We start from the raw sequence: 14,219 nt of genomic DNA on the forward strand, positions 1-14,219 counted from the left end.
CGCCGCCTCGACATCCCAACCGGCCTCCACCAACGCCATGAACCCCTCACCGGCCCCCGGAAACGGCGGCCGCAAACCCCCCGACAACCCGCCCGAGCCGGAGCCGGAGTCGGTGTCGCCGGTGTCGGCGGAGTCGGGGTTGCTGGCGTGGTCGCGTTTCCACTGCGCGATCAACCCGTCATGGTGGGATTGCAGGGCCGCCTCGAACTTCGCCGACTCCAAAGACGGCAGCGTGATCCGCCAACAGACGAAATCACCCTCGATGGTCTTGGTGATCGACGGCCGCGGCCCCGGGTCGGGGTCGACGTCCACGTCGGCTTCGGAATCACCGTCGGATTCGGGTTTGGGTTCGGGTTCGGGGCGGGGTTCGGCCTTGATCGCGGTCCGCAACTGGCTGACCGTGGCATTGGCGGCGAACTCGGCGTAATGGGCATCCGAACCCGTCCCGGCCCGTTCGGCGATCACCCCGACCTGATCCAACGACAGCCGGCCCTCCCGTAAATCCCGGCTACACCGCGGGAACTCCCCCATCCGGCGCGCCACCGCCACGATCGTCTCGGCATTACGCCACGAGGTGCCCAGCTTCCACGCGATCAACCCCTCCATCGACTTCACCCCGGTGATCGCCCACAACCCGGCCCGATCGATCTCGGCGGCGATCTGGGCGATCCGCCCGTCGATGGCGTTGCGCTGACCGGCCAACTCCGCCAACTCCTCGAAGAACGCCTCCAGCCGATCCGACTGACGCACCACACCCCCAGTGCCAGTACCCACCGGAACCCTCGACGCCATAACCCCATCCTGACACCACCCACCGACAAAACCGGCACCCACGAAACCCACTCCCGCACAACGGCCTAACCCACCACCGGCAAAACCGTCGCCAATCCCCCGAGATCCACACCACGGTCGTCCACCACGCCCGGACCACAACCCTCACCGCAATCTCGACACCCACAGAGCCCAGGCGCCCAATGATCACCGAGGAAAACTCATAACGTCGCCCGGAACAATTCGGTCAGCAGGCCCGTACGGGTGCGCTCGTAGAGCACCTCGGCACCGTCGTTGCTGTCGGAGCCGACGAAGTACTCCGCTTGTGCCAACATCTCGAACATGTGAATCAACTCGTCGTACGAGTAGATTTCGATCAGCCTGTTCTCCGGCGACAGCAGGGCCTGAATTCTGCCGTAGCTCCAGATCTCGACCGGTTCCAAGACGTCCAGGAAGATGACCGATCCGGTTCCTTCATCGATAGTCCGCATTGCGGGAATCCCATCGGCATCGACCCGGATGACCGAGTTGACGAGGATGTTCTCGTCGGGATACACGACGCCCGTTCCGCCGTCCGGTATTACGAGCACATACCGCTGAGCCACAGGAACAGTAATGTCCTGGACGGTTTGCTCCCCGTGCTCGTCGGCGACGGTCACCCGTACGGTCGCGAACGTCTCGGGTGCCCCCTCCCCGGCCCAGTACGCGGCGGTCCGTGCCTCAACTGTCGGATAGAAAAAATAGACGTTCAAGTCTGGGTCGAACTCGACGATCCCCTTGGAGGCATCGGCGCTGATGAGCCCGACACCCCGTTGTTCGACCGAGTCACCGTCGGGATCGGTGACAACGATGTTGATGGGCACGCGGTCATCGTCGCCGGCGGGTACCCCGACGTTGAAGTCGACGGTCGGTGCCTGGTTGGCGGCGACCTGGACGGTGACCGTCACTACGGTGGGCTTCCCGATACCGAGACCTTCGAGAAATCCGCGCAGGTGCCATTCGTTCGCGGTGACGTCGTCGAGATGGACGGTGAACGAATCGGTTCCACCGGTCACCGCGAAGTCCACGTCCGGTGTGTAGACGTAGGAGCCGTCGGCGTCGATCGTCACCTCCCCGCGCGACGGTGTCGTGCCGAGTACCGGGATGACCACGTCGCCGTCGCTGTCGCTCATCCCGATGTCGCCGACGTAGGTTCCGGTGAGCGGATCGACCTCCGGCGTTGTCGCGGTGGCTACGGGGCGTTGATTGAACAGGGTGTATTGGACCCGTCGCAGCCCCAGCCAGACGCCCTCCAGCACCGGCCCGATACGGGCCGGGGGGACCTCGGGTGCAGTGCCCAGACCGAACCAGCGCCACACGTCGGTGACGACCGACTGCCACGTCAACGGTTCCTGTTGCTTGACCACCGGGCTGCTGGTGGCGGCGTCGGTGGCCGAGTCCGGCGCGATGGTGGTGGCTGCCACCGCCTCAACGGGTACGGCAGATTCCTCGGTATCGTGCGGTGTTTCCTCCGACGTGACGGCGTCGTGGTCCTCGGACGTGACCAGGTCGATCCTGGTGTTCGAGCGACTGTCGTCGGCGGTGGCAACAGCCGGCGACGGAGTAGGCCGCGGACGAGCGGCGCTGACATGCCGGCGGGAGTCGGTATCGCGCTCGATCTGGTCAATGTCGTCCGGCTCGACGTCGGCGTCGTCGTCCGGCTCGACGTCGGCGTCGTCGTCCGGCTCGGCGACGACGGAGTCCGGCTCCGCCTCGGCGTCGACTTTCGTGTTCTCGTCAGGGTCGGCAGCTTCGGCACTGTCGGAATCATCACCGGCGGCAGACTCCCGGCCAGCGGTTCGAGTCCTGCCCGGACGGTCGCGGTTGTCGGATCGCGAGTCGGACCTACCGGCCGATGAGTCGGACGTGGCCGACGCGGCGGAGGTGGAACTGCGGTCCTGCGCGGCGGATTCGTCTGCCCCCGCAACACCCGCCGGGGTGGTCACGACGGCCGCACCCAAACCGGCGACGACCGCGCCGGTCTGCAGCAGACGCCGAACGCTGCCTTGGCCGATTGCCGTTGGGACTGTGGAAGATCTGTCGTGCCGCGGTATCTTCGATACTGACATCGTCTGTCCTGTCTTGTCGACTGTCTCGGATTGCCAAGAGGTTTCGTCGACGTACGGCGAATTACCCCGTGGTTGATGCGGCCGGTTGACCCACCGAAACGACAGCCGACCGGCCGCGCAATCGGCAAGGTGGCCTCGCTTCGCGGTCACTGATGCCGACACCGAGAATCCAACTGCGCTGGGCTACCGCGCGCATCGGGCGAAAGCCCTATCCCGCGCTGTGCTCGGTGCCCACCGCCCGAGTTCTGGAGTCGTTAAGCTCCACATAGCTGTTGGATGTGGCGCCGCCGCGCCGTGCCTACCTGAACGAGGTGATGTCTCAATGGAAGATGTTCAACGCTTCGAGGCAGACCTGTCGTGGCGTTGACCGGACCGGAGGAATTCGGTGACCCCTGCCGTGAATGCGGTTACCAATGGCCTCAAACGCCCGGTGACATCGCCCGCATTCACGCCCAGGTGCACCAGTCGCTGGATGCGATCACGGTCGCACAGTTCGGCCGGGTAACTGCAGCTCCGCTGTGGTCGGTCGGTGAATACCTCTGCCACATAGGCGACAACGAGCGCATCTGGGCCGAGCGATTCGCGGCTCTCGACCACCGACCCACCGCGGTCCCGATAGCGCCGTTTGATCAGGACAAGCTGGCGGAGGCCCGCAATTACCACCTCATCGGCTACGCGAGCAGCATGTGGTCGCTGAAGCGCGCGTTCGAGGATTTTACCGAGACATCCCAAGCCGCCTTGCGACACGACGCGACACTGTTGCACCCCGAGCGAGGTGCGTTGTCGGCACTCGACGCCGTCAACACGGTCGTGCACGACTGCTATCACCACTGGTGGGACATCCGGCGCATCCTCGCCGAGGGACATGGTGCGGACCACCGCTGAGAGCCGGAACATCTAGACCCATCTCTGGCTCACCGCCCGGCATAGGGCGATTGCCCGATGCGCTCGCCTGCACTCATTCGGTTGGCTGGAAAACGTGCTCGACTGCGCCCTCCAGTCAGAGCCGCAGACCACGAGTGAAGGAGCCGGCCATGACGTCGAATCAGATGGAGCACCCCGCAGTCGACTTCGATCCGACTGCCGAGCACATGCTGAACGGCATCTTCGCCCCGATCACCGATGAGATCGACGCACCGCGGCTGCAGGTGATCCAGGGTGAAGTGCCGCCCGAACTGTCAGGGGCATACCTGCGCAACGGTCCCAACCCCCGGTTCACGCCGATCGGCAGCTACACGTTTCCGCTTGACGGCGACGCGATGGTGCATGGGCTGTGGTTCAACGACGGGGAGGTCCGGTACGCCAACCGCTTCGTCCGCACGCCGGTCATGGCCGCCGAAGAACGGGCGGGGCGGGCGTTGTGGGGCGGCCTGCACAGCACCGTCCGGCCGGGGGCCGACGAGGTGGGCGACCTGACCGACCAGTCCGATCGGGATGCACCGTTCGTCAACGTGATCGGACACGGTGGGCGGATTCTGGCGCTGGCCGAGAGCATGCCGACCTACGAGTTGACGTGCGATCTGGACACCGTCGGTCACTACACGTACGGCGGCGTGTTGCCCGGCGGCATCACCGCCCATCCGCGAATCGATCCGATCACCGGTGAACTCGTCGTCTTCCGGTACGGCATCGACCGGCCCTACCTGACGTGGTCGGTGGTGGCAGCCGACGGGCGCGCCCGCGCCGAGCAGGTCGTCGAACTGGACGCGCCGCACATGATTCACGACTGCGTCATCACCGAGCGCTACCTCGTCATCTTCATCTGCCCGGTCGTCATCGACCTCGAAGGGCCCCAACGCGGCGAACCGGCGCTGCAGTGGCGCACCGAACGCGGCACCCGCATCGCCGTGATCGCCCGCGACGGATCCGGAACCAAATGGTTCGAGTGCGACGCATTCTGGGTGTGGCACTTCGCCAACGCTTTTGAGGAGGCGGGCGACGACGGTGCGACGACGATCTCGATCGACTATCCCTATTGGACGCACCCCGGGATGGGAATCCCGGGCGGGCCGGGCGGCGCCGGGATGGCACGCGTCCGGCTGAACATGACCACGGGCGCGGCGGTTTTCGAGCAGGTCGACGACCGGATGGCCGAGTTTCCGCGCATCGACGACCGCCTGATCGGGCAGCGTCACCGCTACTACCACGTCGTCGGTAAACACGCACCGGTGCTCGGTGAGTGGGACCAGGTGCGCCGTTACGACACTGTGACCGGTGAGGTGGCCGTGCGGGATCTGGACCACCTGCGAGTCGGCGAGCCGATCTTCGCGCCGGGCGCCGGCCAATCCGGGGAGGACGGGGGTTACCTGCTCTTCTACAGCTACGATCCGTCCACCCTCGACACGAACCTGACCATTCTGCACGCCGCCGACATCGCCGGTGAACCGGCCGCGACCATCCGCATGCCGCATCGCGTCCCGTTCGGGTTGCACGGCAACTGGATTCCGACGACGTGAAGCCCGTCGCTCACAAGTCCAACAGACCGTGGGTCACCGCGTGTGCCACGGCCTCGGCCCGGCCACGCACCCCGAGCTTCTGGTAGATGTGCCCGCAGTGGTGCATGACGGTTTTCGGGCTGAGGTGCAACGCGCGCCCGATCTCCTCGTTGGTCCTGCCGGTCGCGATCTGCGCAAGCACTTCACGTTCCCGGGCGGTGAGCTGCTGCGGTGTGGCACGAGAAGGGGGCGGCTTCGGTGGTTCTGGCGCGACGATGGTCTGTGCGAGCCGCAGTGCTTCATTCAACGCATCGGTGTCGCTGAGGGCCGCGCCCCGGGCCAGCGACTCGTCAGCGGCGGTGACGCCGAGCGCGGCCTCGGTGCGTGCGATCGTCGCCGCATACGCGTCGACGTGCCCCGGCATGGCCTGTCCGCGCAGCAGTTCCTGATGGCGTTGCACCACACTGTGGAGGCGCATCGCGGCGCGGTGGTGGCCGTGACGAGCGGCGGCCTCGGCGATTCCCATCAACGCCAGGGCGGCCGCCGTCCAGTAGCCGATATCGCGTGCCAGCGCGATTGTTTCGCCGAACAACCGAACCTCGGCACGATCGTCCCCGCATTCGCCCGAGGCGACAGCCAGCAGCGCCAGTGTCGTCGAGAGCCCACGCCGGTCCCCGATCCGCTCACTGATCGACCGCACCTCCATCAGCGCGTCCCGCCGCGCCTGCGGTCCCGAAAAGCGTTCCGACACCAGAGCGTAGATCTGCAGGGCGCGGGCCTGTATCCGCTGATTGCCCGATCGTTGCGCGGCGTCGACCACTGCCAGCACCTCGTCGTCACCGAAGGTCGGGTCGCCCGACTGAATCGCCAGCAGAGCGTCTCGGTGCAGAAACTCGGCGCGCCACCATATCTCGGTGTCCGAGCAGCGGGCCAACGCGGCCGCGCACACCCGCTGAGCCTCGTCCACTCGACCGCGAAGCCGTAACCCGTAGGAGAGATGTTCGCAGGCGCGAAGCCAGTCGGTCAGCTCACCGCAGCAGTCCATCGCGGCCTGGACCGCCTCCAGTTCGTCGATGGCGTGGTCGAGCGTGTCGGCGCGCGCCACCGCATCCACTCCGTCGACGGCAAGCCGGATCCGCCACCCCGCGGCACGCGCCTCGGTGGCGTCGAGCGCGGCTCCGCGCACAGGTTCGAGGTGCCGACGGCCTTCGGAGTTCAGTCCGCGATTCAGCCAGTACGGTCCCAGAGCCGACGCGCCCAGTAGCGCATCGTCGACACGTCCGGCCGACCGCAGCCAACCCAACGCGATCCGTAGTTCGGCGATGTCGCGGTCGATCCGTTCGGTCCAGCGGTGCTCCTCAGGGCCTTCCAAACCTTTTGCTGCCGCCCGCATCTCCTGGAGGTAGTGCTCGGCGTGGGCCTGTTGGAACGGTTCGGTCTCGGCGGCCTGCGCCAGCTGCTCGGCGGCGTAACTGCGCACCGGGTACGACAGGGCGAAGCGCGGCGGGTCGGCGGGCGGCGCCGGGTCGACGAGATGCATGTCCACCAGTTCCGACAGCGCATCGAACAGCTCCGCCGGCTGCAGGTCGGCGTCGACACAGACGGCTTCGGCGTCCACCAGGTCGAAGCCCGCGGAGAACACGCCCAGTCGCCGAAGCAGGGTACGTGCCGGCTTGGAGAGCAGGTCATGGCTCCATTCGACGGCGGCGACGACGCTGCGTTGGCGGTTGGCCGCGGATTGGTCGTGGTCTGCCAGGAGGTGTACGCCGCCGGCGTCGGCGATTCGGCTGTGCAACGTGGCGGGTGGCAGGAGCGGGATCCGCGCCGCGGCCAGTTCGATGGCCAACGGCAGATGCTGGAGGCGGGCGCAGATCGCGTCGACCATCCGCCGCGTCGACGCGTCCATGGCGAAGTCGGGCTTGACGGCCTGAGCGCGGTCGGCGAACAGTTGTGCCGCGGCCTCCGGTTCAAGCCCGGCGACGACGTATTGCCACTCGCCGGGCACATGCAGACCGCGGCGGCTGGTGACGAGGACCCGCAAGTTCGGGCACGAGTCGGCGAGGGTGGCGACGGCACTCGCGGCTTCGATGATCTGCTCGAAGTTGTCGAGGACGAGCACCATGTCGCGATGCCGCAGCGCCTCGCACAGGCGGTTCAGCGGCTCGGTGTCGCGGATCAGCGCGATGCCCAGGCATCGCGCGACCTCGTCGACCATCATCGCCGGATCGCGCAGCCCGGAGAGCGGCGCGAAGGCGGCACCGTCTTTGAACCGGCCCGCTATCGCTGTGGCCGCCGCGACGGCCAAGCAGGTCTTGCCGATGCCGCCGGCGCCCGTGACCGTGACGATGCGGCCGGGATGGGAGAGCACGAGTCGGCCGAGAGCATCGATGTCGGCGTCGCGGCCACGCAACGGCATTCGTTGCACCGGCAGGCCGGAAATGTCGACGCCTCCTCCCAATGAGGCTCCCCTTCGGACTCGCGTCGACCCTAACCGAATCTGTGTTAACACGGGGCTAACACCTGGTGGCCCGGTGCTGGGGAGGAATGCGACGCCGGTGCACCCTGCGCTTCAGCCTTGCGCCGTATGGTCGAGGAGGTGCCGGCCTGCTACCTCCCCCCTGCGCCGTTGCGCGGACGAGTCGGTCGTGAGCCGCGTTGACGGGATCAATGACCGGCCTTCTCCTGGTGTTGACGGGTCTGGCCTTCCTCGACTCGCTCAGCGTCCTCAACGTCGGAGTGGTCTCGGCTGTCGTCTACGGCAGCCGCTTGAACCGCCAGTCTGCGCTGCCGGGGGGGTTGAGTTTCGTCGGTGGCGTCTTCACGGTGACGACCGTCTTCGGCCTGTGCACCGTGCTCGGTCTCGACTTCTTGGCCGAACTCACCGACTTCGAGATAACACCGACGGTGAGGTACTGGGGTGAACTGGCCATAGGTCTCGGGCTGATCGTGTTGGCGTTCTTTCCGTTGGTCGCGCAGAGCGCCGCGCCGGGTTGGGCGATGGCGGCCATCAGACAACGACCCTGGCTCCTCGGATTCGTCGGCGTGGCAGTGGGTCTCGGCCAGGCGCCGACGGCCGTTCCGTACTTGGCGGGCTTGGCCATGATCGCCGCGCGCCAACCTCTTCCCCCGGCCTGGCCGCTGATCGTCATCGCCTACTGCGCGCTCGCCCTGTTGCCGTGCCTGCTGGTCCTGGCCTTGTCGACGCGTCGCAGCAAGCGAGCCGACCGTGCACAGCGTTGGCTGGTGCGGAACCTGACCCGCTACGGACCGATCGGAGTACGCATCCTGTTCGTCGTCGCCGGAGTCGTCCTCGTCACCGACGCACTCATCCACCGCAGCATCTGGTGGTGAAGTCGGTGACGTCTGCGCTCCAGAACGGTTGACGTTGCCGTTACGGCACTCGGTCACGGGTTGGAGGCCCGGCGAGGGCGGGGACGGTGGCCAGGCTTTCGAGTTGCCGACGCGCCGCGGGGCTGACCCGCAGTGCGGAATGGGTCAGGAAGGCGCTGATCAGGGCTTGGGCCCGGTCGAGGTAGCTCGCCCGTTCGAACTCGGTCTGGGCCGCTCGTGCATGGCGGATGAGCTTGACCGTCTTGTCTAAAGTGGCGGCGTCTTCGGATGGCAAGTGCGAATGTCCGAGCCGACGGCCGTACTCCTCACATTCACGCCACCGACGGGTCAACTCGGTCACCGCGCGGTGATAGCTGTCGGCGTGATCGGCGTCGGCCGGACCGGTCTCGGTGCGCAAGGCACTCGCGCGTGTGGCGGCGTCATGAAAGGCGGCTGCCGTAGGGACCGTCACATCGGTGACACCGGGGTACAGCAGGACCAGTTCGGGGTCCATCTCATAGGAGAGGTATTCGGTCAGCACCTGATTGTGATCGGAAAGCGCCGCTTCCCAAAGCAATTCGGACGACACAGGTAGTGAACGGGGCTGCGGGGCGGGCGTCGGACGATCGGGCACGGACAGGTACCGTCGCAGCCTCGCCCAGATCCTGGGCGAGGCTGGTTTCTGGGGCTTCCGTGCCGACGGCGCGCCGCCGACCGACGCCCCGGCTGGTCGCATCGGGCGGTACCCCACCTTGGTTCGACCCGGCTGGGGACGCGCGACCGGTACGGTGACGGCGGCCCGGTCCGGGTGACTGGCCAAGAACTCCCGGCAGCCTTGCACCGGCACGAGCTTGATCTGCTGCCACGCATGCGGGGGAACCCGTGGAGACACCCGGATGGTCAGCATTCCTGGCCGCAGCTGGGGGTTGACTATTTCGACACGATGATGGGTGCACGCCACCCCCTCGGCGACAGAGGCCAGGCTCACGTTATGCCGGGCCACCACAGCCACCAATGCCCCCACCTTCACGAAATCCGCAACCTCGCCAGCCGCTACCTCCACTCGCAGCGTGCTGAACCCATCACCATGCTCGGGTGCGCGCAATAGCGAATACATCGGCGGGCCGTCCATGCCGCTAACTCTGCCACCCGACCTGAGATTCCTCCTGACGTGGGAAAACGAGCGCCAGCAGTCAAGAGTCGCATTTTTATCAAAAGTTATGATTCCGCGGAGCTTCTCGATGCTTCGCGTCATAACGTTGCAAAATCGATGTCATGGACATCCGCGCCATACTCGACCTGCCACGAGCATGGAGGTCGCCGAGGCCCTCAATCTGATTCCGGCGACGGCTAAGAGCCTCCTCGGCCGCCGCGTCGAAGCAGGGATCTTGGAAGCTCGTGGGGCCGTACGAAGCCGGAAGTTCCACCTCACCGCACGCTTCTACGACTTGGCGGAGGATCGCAATGCCTACGTTCGTGTCAAAGGGGCTACCCCCTTCAACAGGAGCGGATGGTGCTCGATTACGTCAGCGCCTACGGATCCATCACCCGAAGCCAGGCCGCCCAGCTCTGCCAGACAACCGCGGTACAAGCGCGTGCAACTTTGAAACGCCTCGTCGCTGATGGGCGTCTAACTCTCCAAGGTGAACGCCGCGGGGCTCACTACGTTCTCACCGACTCACGAACCCTTTAACCCGCGAACGGGACTGTAGTGGGGGATTTCCCGACAGAAGTCCCCCGCTCCGTGCCACACCATATGAATCCGAACGCCCCCCACCCAAACACAAAGGCCACGAACCATTTCTGGTTCGTGGCCGTTGTGCCTGGAGTTCGTTGAACTCCTCGTGGTGGGCGAAGGGGGACTTGAACCCCCACGTCCCGAAGGACACTGGCACCTGAAGCCAGCGCGTCTGCCATTCCGCCACTCGCCCGAATGACCGAGGGAGCCTATCACGCAGGCGTCCCGGCCTCACAACCGTACTGGCGGACCCCCCGGAACTCCAAAACAGCCGGTAGCAGAACTGTGACCTGCACCGATGTGATTCTCAGAATTCTGTTGGTCACGCCGCGCCCCTGATGGCCGATACCATGCATGCAGGCATCGCCACCAGCCGACACGCTGGCGGCGTCACTGCGCAGTAAAGCCTGCGCTCAGCGAGGGAGGCGATCGGGGAGATGGGGTTGGTCGGCCGCTTCGAGCGCAAGCTTGAGGACAAGGTCGGTGATGCCTTTGCCCGGGTCTTCGGCGGATCGATCGTTCCGCAGGAAGTGGAGTCGCTGCTGCGCCGGGAAGCCGACGCCGGGGCCCGCGAACTGCATGGTGGGCGCATTTTGGCCCCGAACGACTACGTCATTACCCTCAGTGTGCCTGACCATCGAAAGGTGAGTGCCGATCCGGACATCACCGCGACCACGTTCGCCAAGCACTTGGAGGGATACATCCATGAGCAGGGATGGCAAACGTATGGTGATGTGGTCGTCAGATTCGAGCAGTCACCCAACCTGCACACCGGACAGTTTCGGGCGCGTGCCGCGGTCAATCCAGACGCGACCACTGTCGAGCCCGCCCCACCCCCACGAGACGTCACGTCCCAGGCAGAACCAGGAGTACCACCGATGACCGACAACCCGACTTACCGCGGCGGCCAAGGACCCGGTAGGCCCGCAGACGACTACTACAACCGTCCCGAGAACCGTCCCGAAGACGAGCGTCACAACCGTCCGGACGAGCAGCGCGGCGGCTACCCGCAGGGTGACCAGGGCGGCTACCCGGCCCAGGACCAGGGCTACCCGCCCCGCGGCGGCTACCCCGAGCACGGTGGTTATCCGGAGCACGGTGGCTACCCCGAGCACGGCCCCGGCTACCCGGATCAGGGTGGCTACCCCGACCAGGGTGGTTACCCCCCGCAGTCCTATGAGCAGCGCCCGCCCGCCGGCTACGGCCCGCCTCCCGGCTACCCCGACCAGGGTTACCGTCAGGCCCCGCCCGGATACGGACCGCCTCCCAGCGGTCAGCCCGGTTACGGTCCGCCGGCCGGCGACTACGACTACGGCCGTCGCCCCGACGAGGGCGGGTACGGCCCGCAGGGCCGCCCGCCCTACCCCGATCAGGGCGGCTATCCCGACCAGGGCGGCTACGGCGGCGGTCACCAGTCCTACGGCCGCCAGGACTACGCGCAGCCCGACTACGGCCGCTACGGCGAGGCTCCTGCCGGTTACGGCGACCAGGGATACGGCGAGCCGGCCGGTTACGGCGACCAGGGCTACGGCCAGCCCGGTGGCTACGGCGGATACGGCGCCCAGGGCGACTATCCGTCCGCCGGGGCGACGGTCACGCTGCAGCTCGACGACGGCAGCGGCCGCACCTATCAACTGCGTGAAGGCGCCAACGTGATCGGCCGCGGCCAGGACGCCCAGTTCCGGTTGCCCGACACGGGTGTGTCGCGTCGTCACCTGGAAATCCGCTGGGACGGGCAGGTCGCGCTATTGTCAGACCTCAACTCCACCAACGGCACCACGGTGAACAACGCACCGGTTCAGGAGTGGCAGCTGGCCGACGGCGACGTCATCCGGCTGGGCCACTCCGAGATCATCGTCCGCGTCCACTGAGGTCAGGCCGCTCGGGGGACGCGGTCGCGCGGTGTTCACGACGATCGTGGCCCACGTATGGTGGCGGTGCCGACAGGATGGGGACGGAGAGGACGTCAGATGCAGGGCCTGGTACTGCAGCTGACCCGTGTCGGCTTCCTCCTACTGCTGTGGTTGTTCATCTGGTCGGTGCTGCGCATCCTGCGCACCGACATCTACGCGCCGACCGGTGCGGTGATGGTGCGCCGCGGGCTGCCGCTGCGCGGCTCGCTGCTGCCCAACCGGGCCCGCAGGCATGTGCCCCGGCAGCTGGTGGTGACCGAGGGCGCGTTGGCCGGCACCCGCATCCCGCTGGGCACCCAGCCGGTCCTGATCGGCCGCGCAGATGACTCCACGCTGGTGTTGACCGACGATTACGCCTCGACGCGCCACGCCAGGCTCTCGCCACGCGGTCACGAATGGTATGTAGAGGACCTAGGATCGACCAACGGTACATACCTCGACAGGGCGAAGGTGACGACAGCGGTACGAGTTCCGATGGGCACACCGGTGCGGATCGGCAAGACGGTGATAGAGCTGCGCCCGTGACACTCGTCCTGCGATACGCGGCCCGCAGTGACCGGGGGTTGGTGCGCGCCAACAACGAAGACTCGGTCTATGCCGGTGCGCGGCTGCTCGCGCTGGCCGACGGCATGGGCGGCCACGCCGCCGGTGAGGTGGCCTCACAGCTGGTGATCGCCGCGCTCGCGCATCTCGACGACGACGAGCCCGGCGGAGATCTGCTCAGCAAGCTCGACGCCGCGGTGCGCGAAGGCAACTCGGCGATCGCCGCGCACGTGGAGGCCGACCCCGAGCTCGAGGGCATGGGTACCACGCTCACGGCAATCCTGTTCGCGGGCAACCGGCTTGGACTGGTCCACATCGGCGACTCGCGCGGCTACCTGCTGCGTGACGGCGAACTCACCCAGATCACCAAGGACGACACCTTCGTCCAGACGCTGGTCGACGAGGGCCGGATCACCGCCGAGGAGGCCCACAGCCACCCGCAGCGCTCCCTGATCATGCGGGCGCTGACCGGCCACGAGGTCGAGCCGACACTGATCATGCGTGAGGCGCGAGCCGGTGACCGCTACCTGCTGTGCTCGGACGGCCTGTCCGATCCGGTCAGCCACGACACCATCGCCGAGGCACTGCAGATCGAGGACGTGGCCGAAAGCGCGGACCGCCTCATCGAATTGGCGCTGCGCGGCGGCGGACCCGACAACGTCACCGTCGTCGTCGCCGACGTCGTCGACTACGACTACGGACAGACCCAGCCGATCCTGGCGGGGGCGGTGTCCGGCGACGACGACCATCAGAGTGCGCCGCCGAACACCGCCGCCGGCCGCGCGTCGGCGTTCAACCCGAAGCGCAACGCCGCCAAACGTGTTGTGCCGCAACCCGAAGAGCCGCCACCGCGTCCCCGGTCCCGGCGACGCATGATCATCGCCGCCGCGGTGTTGATCCTCGTGGTGCTGGCGGGCCTGGCGGTCGGACGCGAGATCGTGCGCAACAACTACTTCGTCAGCGAGAACGCCGGCATCGTCTCCATCATGCGGGGCGTCGACGCCTCGTTTCTCGGGATCTCCCTGCAGGAGCCTTATCTTCTCGGGTGTCTGAACGCCCGCAACGAACTCTCCCTCATCAGCGCCGATCAGTCGCGCGACAACCTGGGCTGCCGGCTGCTCGGCGTCGACGACATGCGGCCCTCCGAACGCGCGCAGGTGCTCGCAGGCCTGCCGTCCGGAACCCTCGACGAAGCGATCAGCCAGATCGAGGAGCTGTCCCGCAGTTCGGTGCTGCCGGTGTGCGCTCCCCCTCCCCCAGTTGACCGACGAACAGCGCGCGGCAGCGTTGGAGAAGGCTGCTGCCGCACGTCGAGCACGAGCCGAGCTCAAAGACCGGCTCAAGCGCGGCGGCACCAACCTCAAGCAGGTGCTCCAGGACG

Annotated in this window: 9 protein-coding genes, 1 tRNA gene and 2 pseudogenes; 7 read left to right on the plus strand and 5 right to left on the minus strand. The window is 66.8% G+C overall.

Annotated elements, in window-relative coordinates; genetic code table 11:
• Both ASJ79_RS06070 and ASJ79_RS06075 read right to left on the minus strand, forming a co-directional pair.
• Nucleotides 1-792: DUF222 domain-containing protein (locus ASJ79_RS06070; protein WP_156448293.1), on the minus strand; the 792-nt coding region annotated here is incomplete at its 3' end.
• 200 nt (nt 793-992) lie between these two features.
• On the minus strand, nt 993-2,756 hold the full coding sequence (locus ASJ79_RS06075; RefSeq protein ID WP_156448294.1) for an Ig-like domain-containing protein: 1,764 nt from the start codon (nt 2,754-2,756) through the stop codon (nt 993-995).
• 480 nt (nt 2,757-3,236) lie between these two features.
• Here ASJ79_RS06075 and ASJ79_RS06080 point away from each other — a divergent pair, with 480 nt between their 5' ends.
• Both ASJ79_RS06080 and ASJ79_RS06085 read left to right on the plus strand, forming a co-directional pair.
• Entirely contained in the window at nt 3,237-3,764 is a 528-nt protein-coding gene (locus ASJ79_RS06080) for a DinB family protein (protein WP_067953838.1), read from the plus strand.
• A gap of 149 nt (nt 3,765-3,913) precedes the next feature.
• The gene (locus ASJ79_RS06085) at nt 3,914-5,335 is read left to right on the plus strand and encodes a carotenoid oxygenase family protein (RefSeq protein WP_156448295.1); all 1,422 of its coding nucleotides are present in this window, start codon (nt 3,914-3,916) and stop codon (nt 5,333-5,335) included.
• 10 nt (nt 5,336-5,345) lie between these two features.
• Here ASJ79_RS06085 and ASJ79_RS06090 read toward each other — a convergent pair whose 3' ends face one another.
• The gene (locus ASJ79_RS06090; RefSeq protein ID WP_156448296.1) at nt 5,346-7,772 is read right to left on the minus strand and encodes a LuxR C-terminal-related transcriptional regulator; all 2,427 of its coding nucleotides are present in this window, start codon (nt 7,770-7,772) and stop codon (nt 5,346-5,348) included.
• 209 nt (nt 7,773-7,981) lie between these two features.
• Here ASJ79_RS06090 and ASJ79_RS06095 point away from each other — a divergent pair, with 209 nt between their 5' ends.
• Nucleotides 7,982-8,665, plus strand: coding sequence for a GAP family protein (locus tag ASJ79_RS06095; RefSeq protein WP_067953841.1), 684 nt, complete (start codon nt 7,982-7,984; stop codon nt 8,663-8,665).
• Between the two features lie 40 nt (nt 8,666-8,705).
• On the opposite strand, the gene ASJ79_RS32020 is transcribed toward ASJ79_RS06095, so the two are convergent.
• Both ASJ79_RS32020 and ASJ79_RS06110 read right to left on the minus strand, forming a co-directional pair.
• Complete coding sequence (locus ASJ79_RS32020; protein WP_156448297.1) at nt 8,706-9,776, minus strand: hypothetical protein; 1,071 nt, start codon at nt 9,774-9,776, stop codon at nt 8,706-8,708.
• Between the two features lie 713 nt (nt 9,777-10,489).
• A tRNA-Leu gene (locus tag ASJ79_RS06110) sits at nt 10,490-10,575 on the minus strand.
• A 244-nt stretch (nt 10,576-10,819) separates the two neighbouring features.
• Here ASJ79_RS06110 and ASJ79_RS06115 point away from each other — a divergent pair.
• From ASJ79_RS06115 to mihF, 4 genes and pseudogenes are all read left to right on the plus strand, one after another.
• On the plus strand, nt 10,820-12,253 hold the full coding sequence (locus tag ASJ79_RS06115) for a DUF3662 and FHA domain-containing protein (protein WP_067953844.1): 1,434 nt from the start codon (nt 10,820-10,822) through the stop codon (nt 12,251-12,253).
• Between the two features lie 99 nt (nt 12,254-12,352).
• Entirely contained in the window at nt 12,353-12,820 is a 468-nt protein-coding gene (locus tag ASJ79_RS06120; protein ID WP_067953845.1) for an FHA domain-containing protein, read from the plus strand.
• A pseudogene (locus ASJ79_RS06125) lies at nt 12,817-14,104 on the plus strand (PP2C family serine/threonine-protein phosphatase); the annotation flags it as partial. The gene ASJ79_RS06120 and the pseudogene ASJ79_RS06125, both read left to right, overlap by 4 nt.
• Nucleotides 14,099-14,219 (plus strand): annotated as a pseudogene (mihF, locus tag ASJ79_RS30730) (integration host factor MihF); the annotation flags it as partial. The pseudogenes ASJ79_RS06125 and mihF, both read left to right, overlap by 6 nt.

Source organism: Mycobacterium sp. NAZ190054 (assembly GCF_001545925.1).
Lineage (GTDB): Bacteria > Actinomycetota > Actinomycetes > Mycobacteriales > Mycobacteriaceae > Mycobacterium.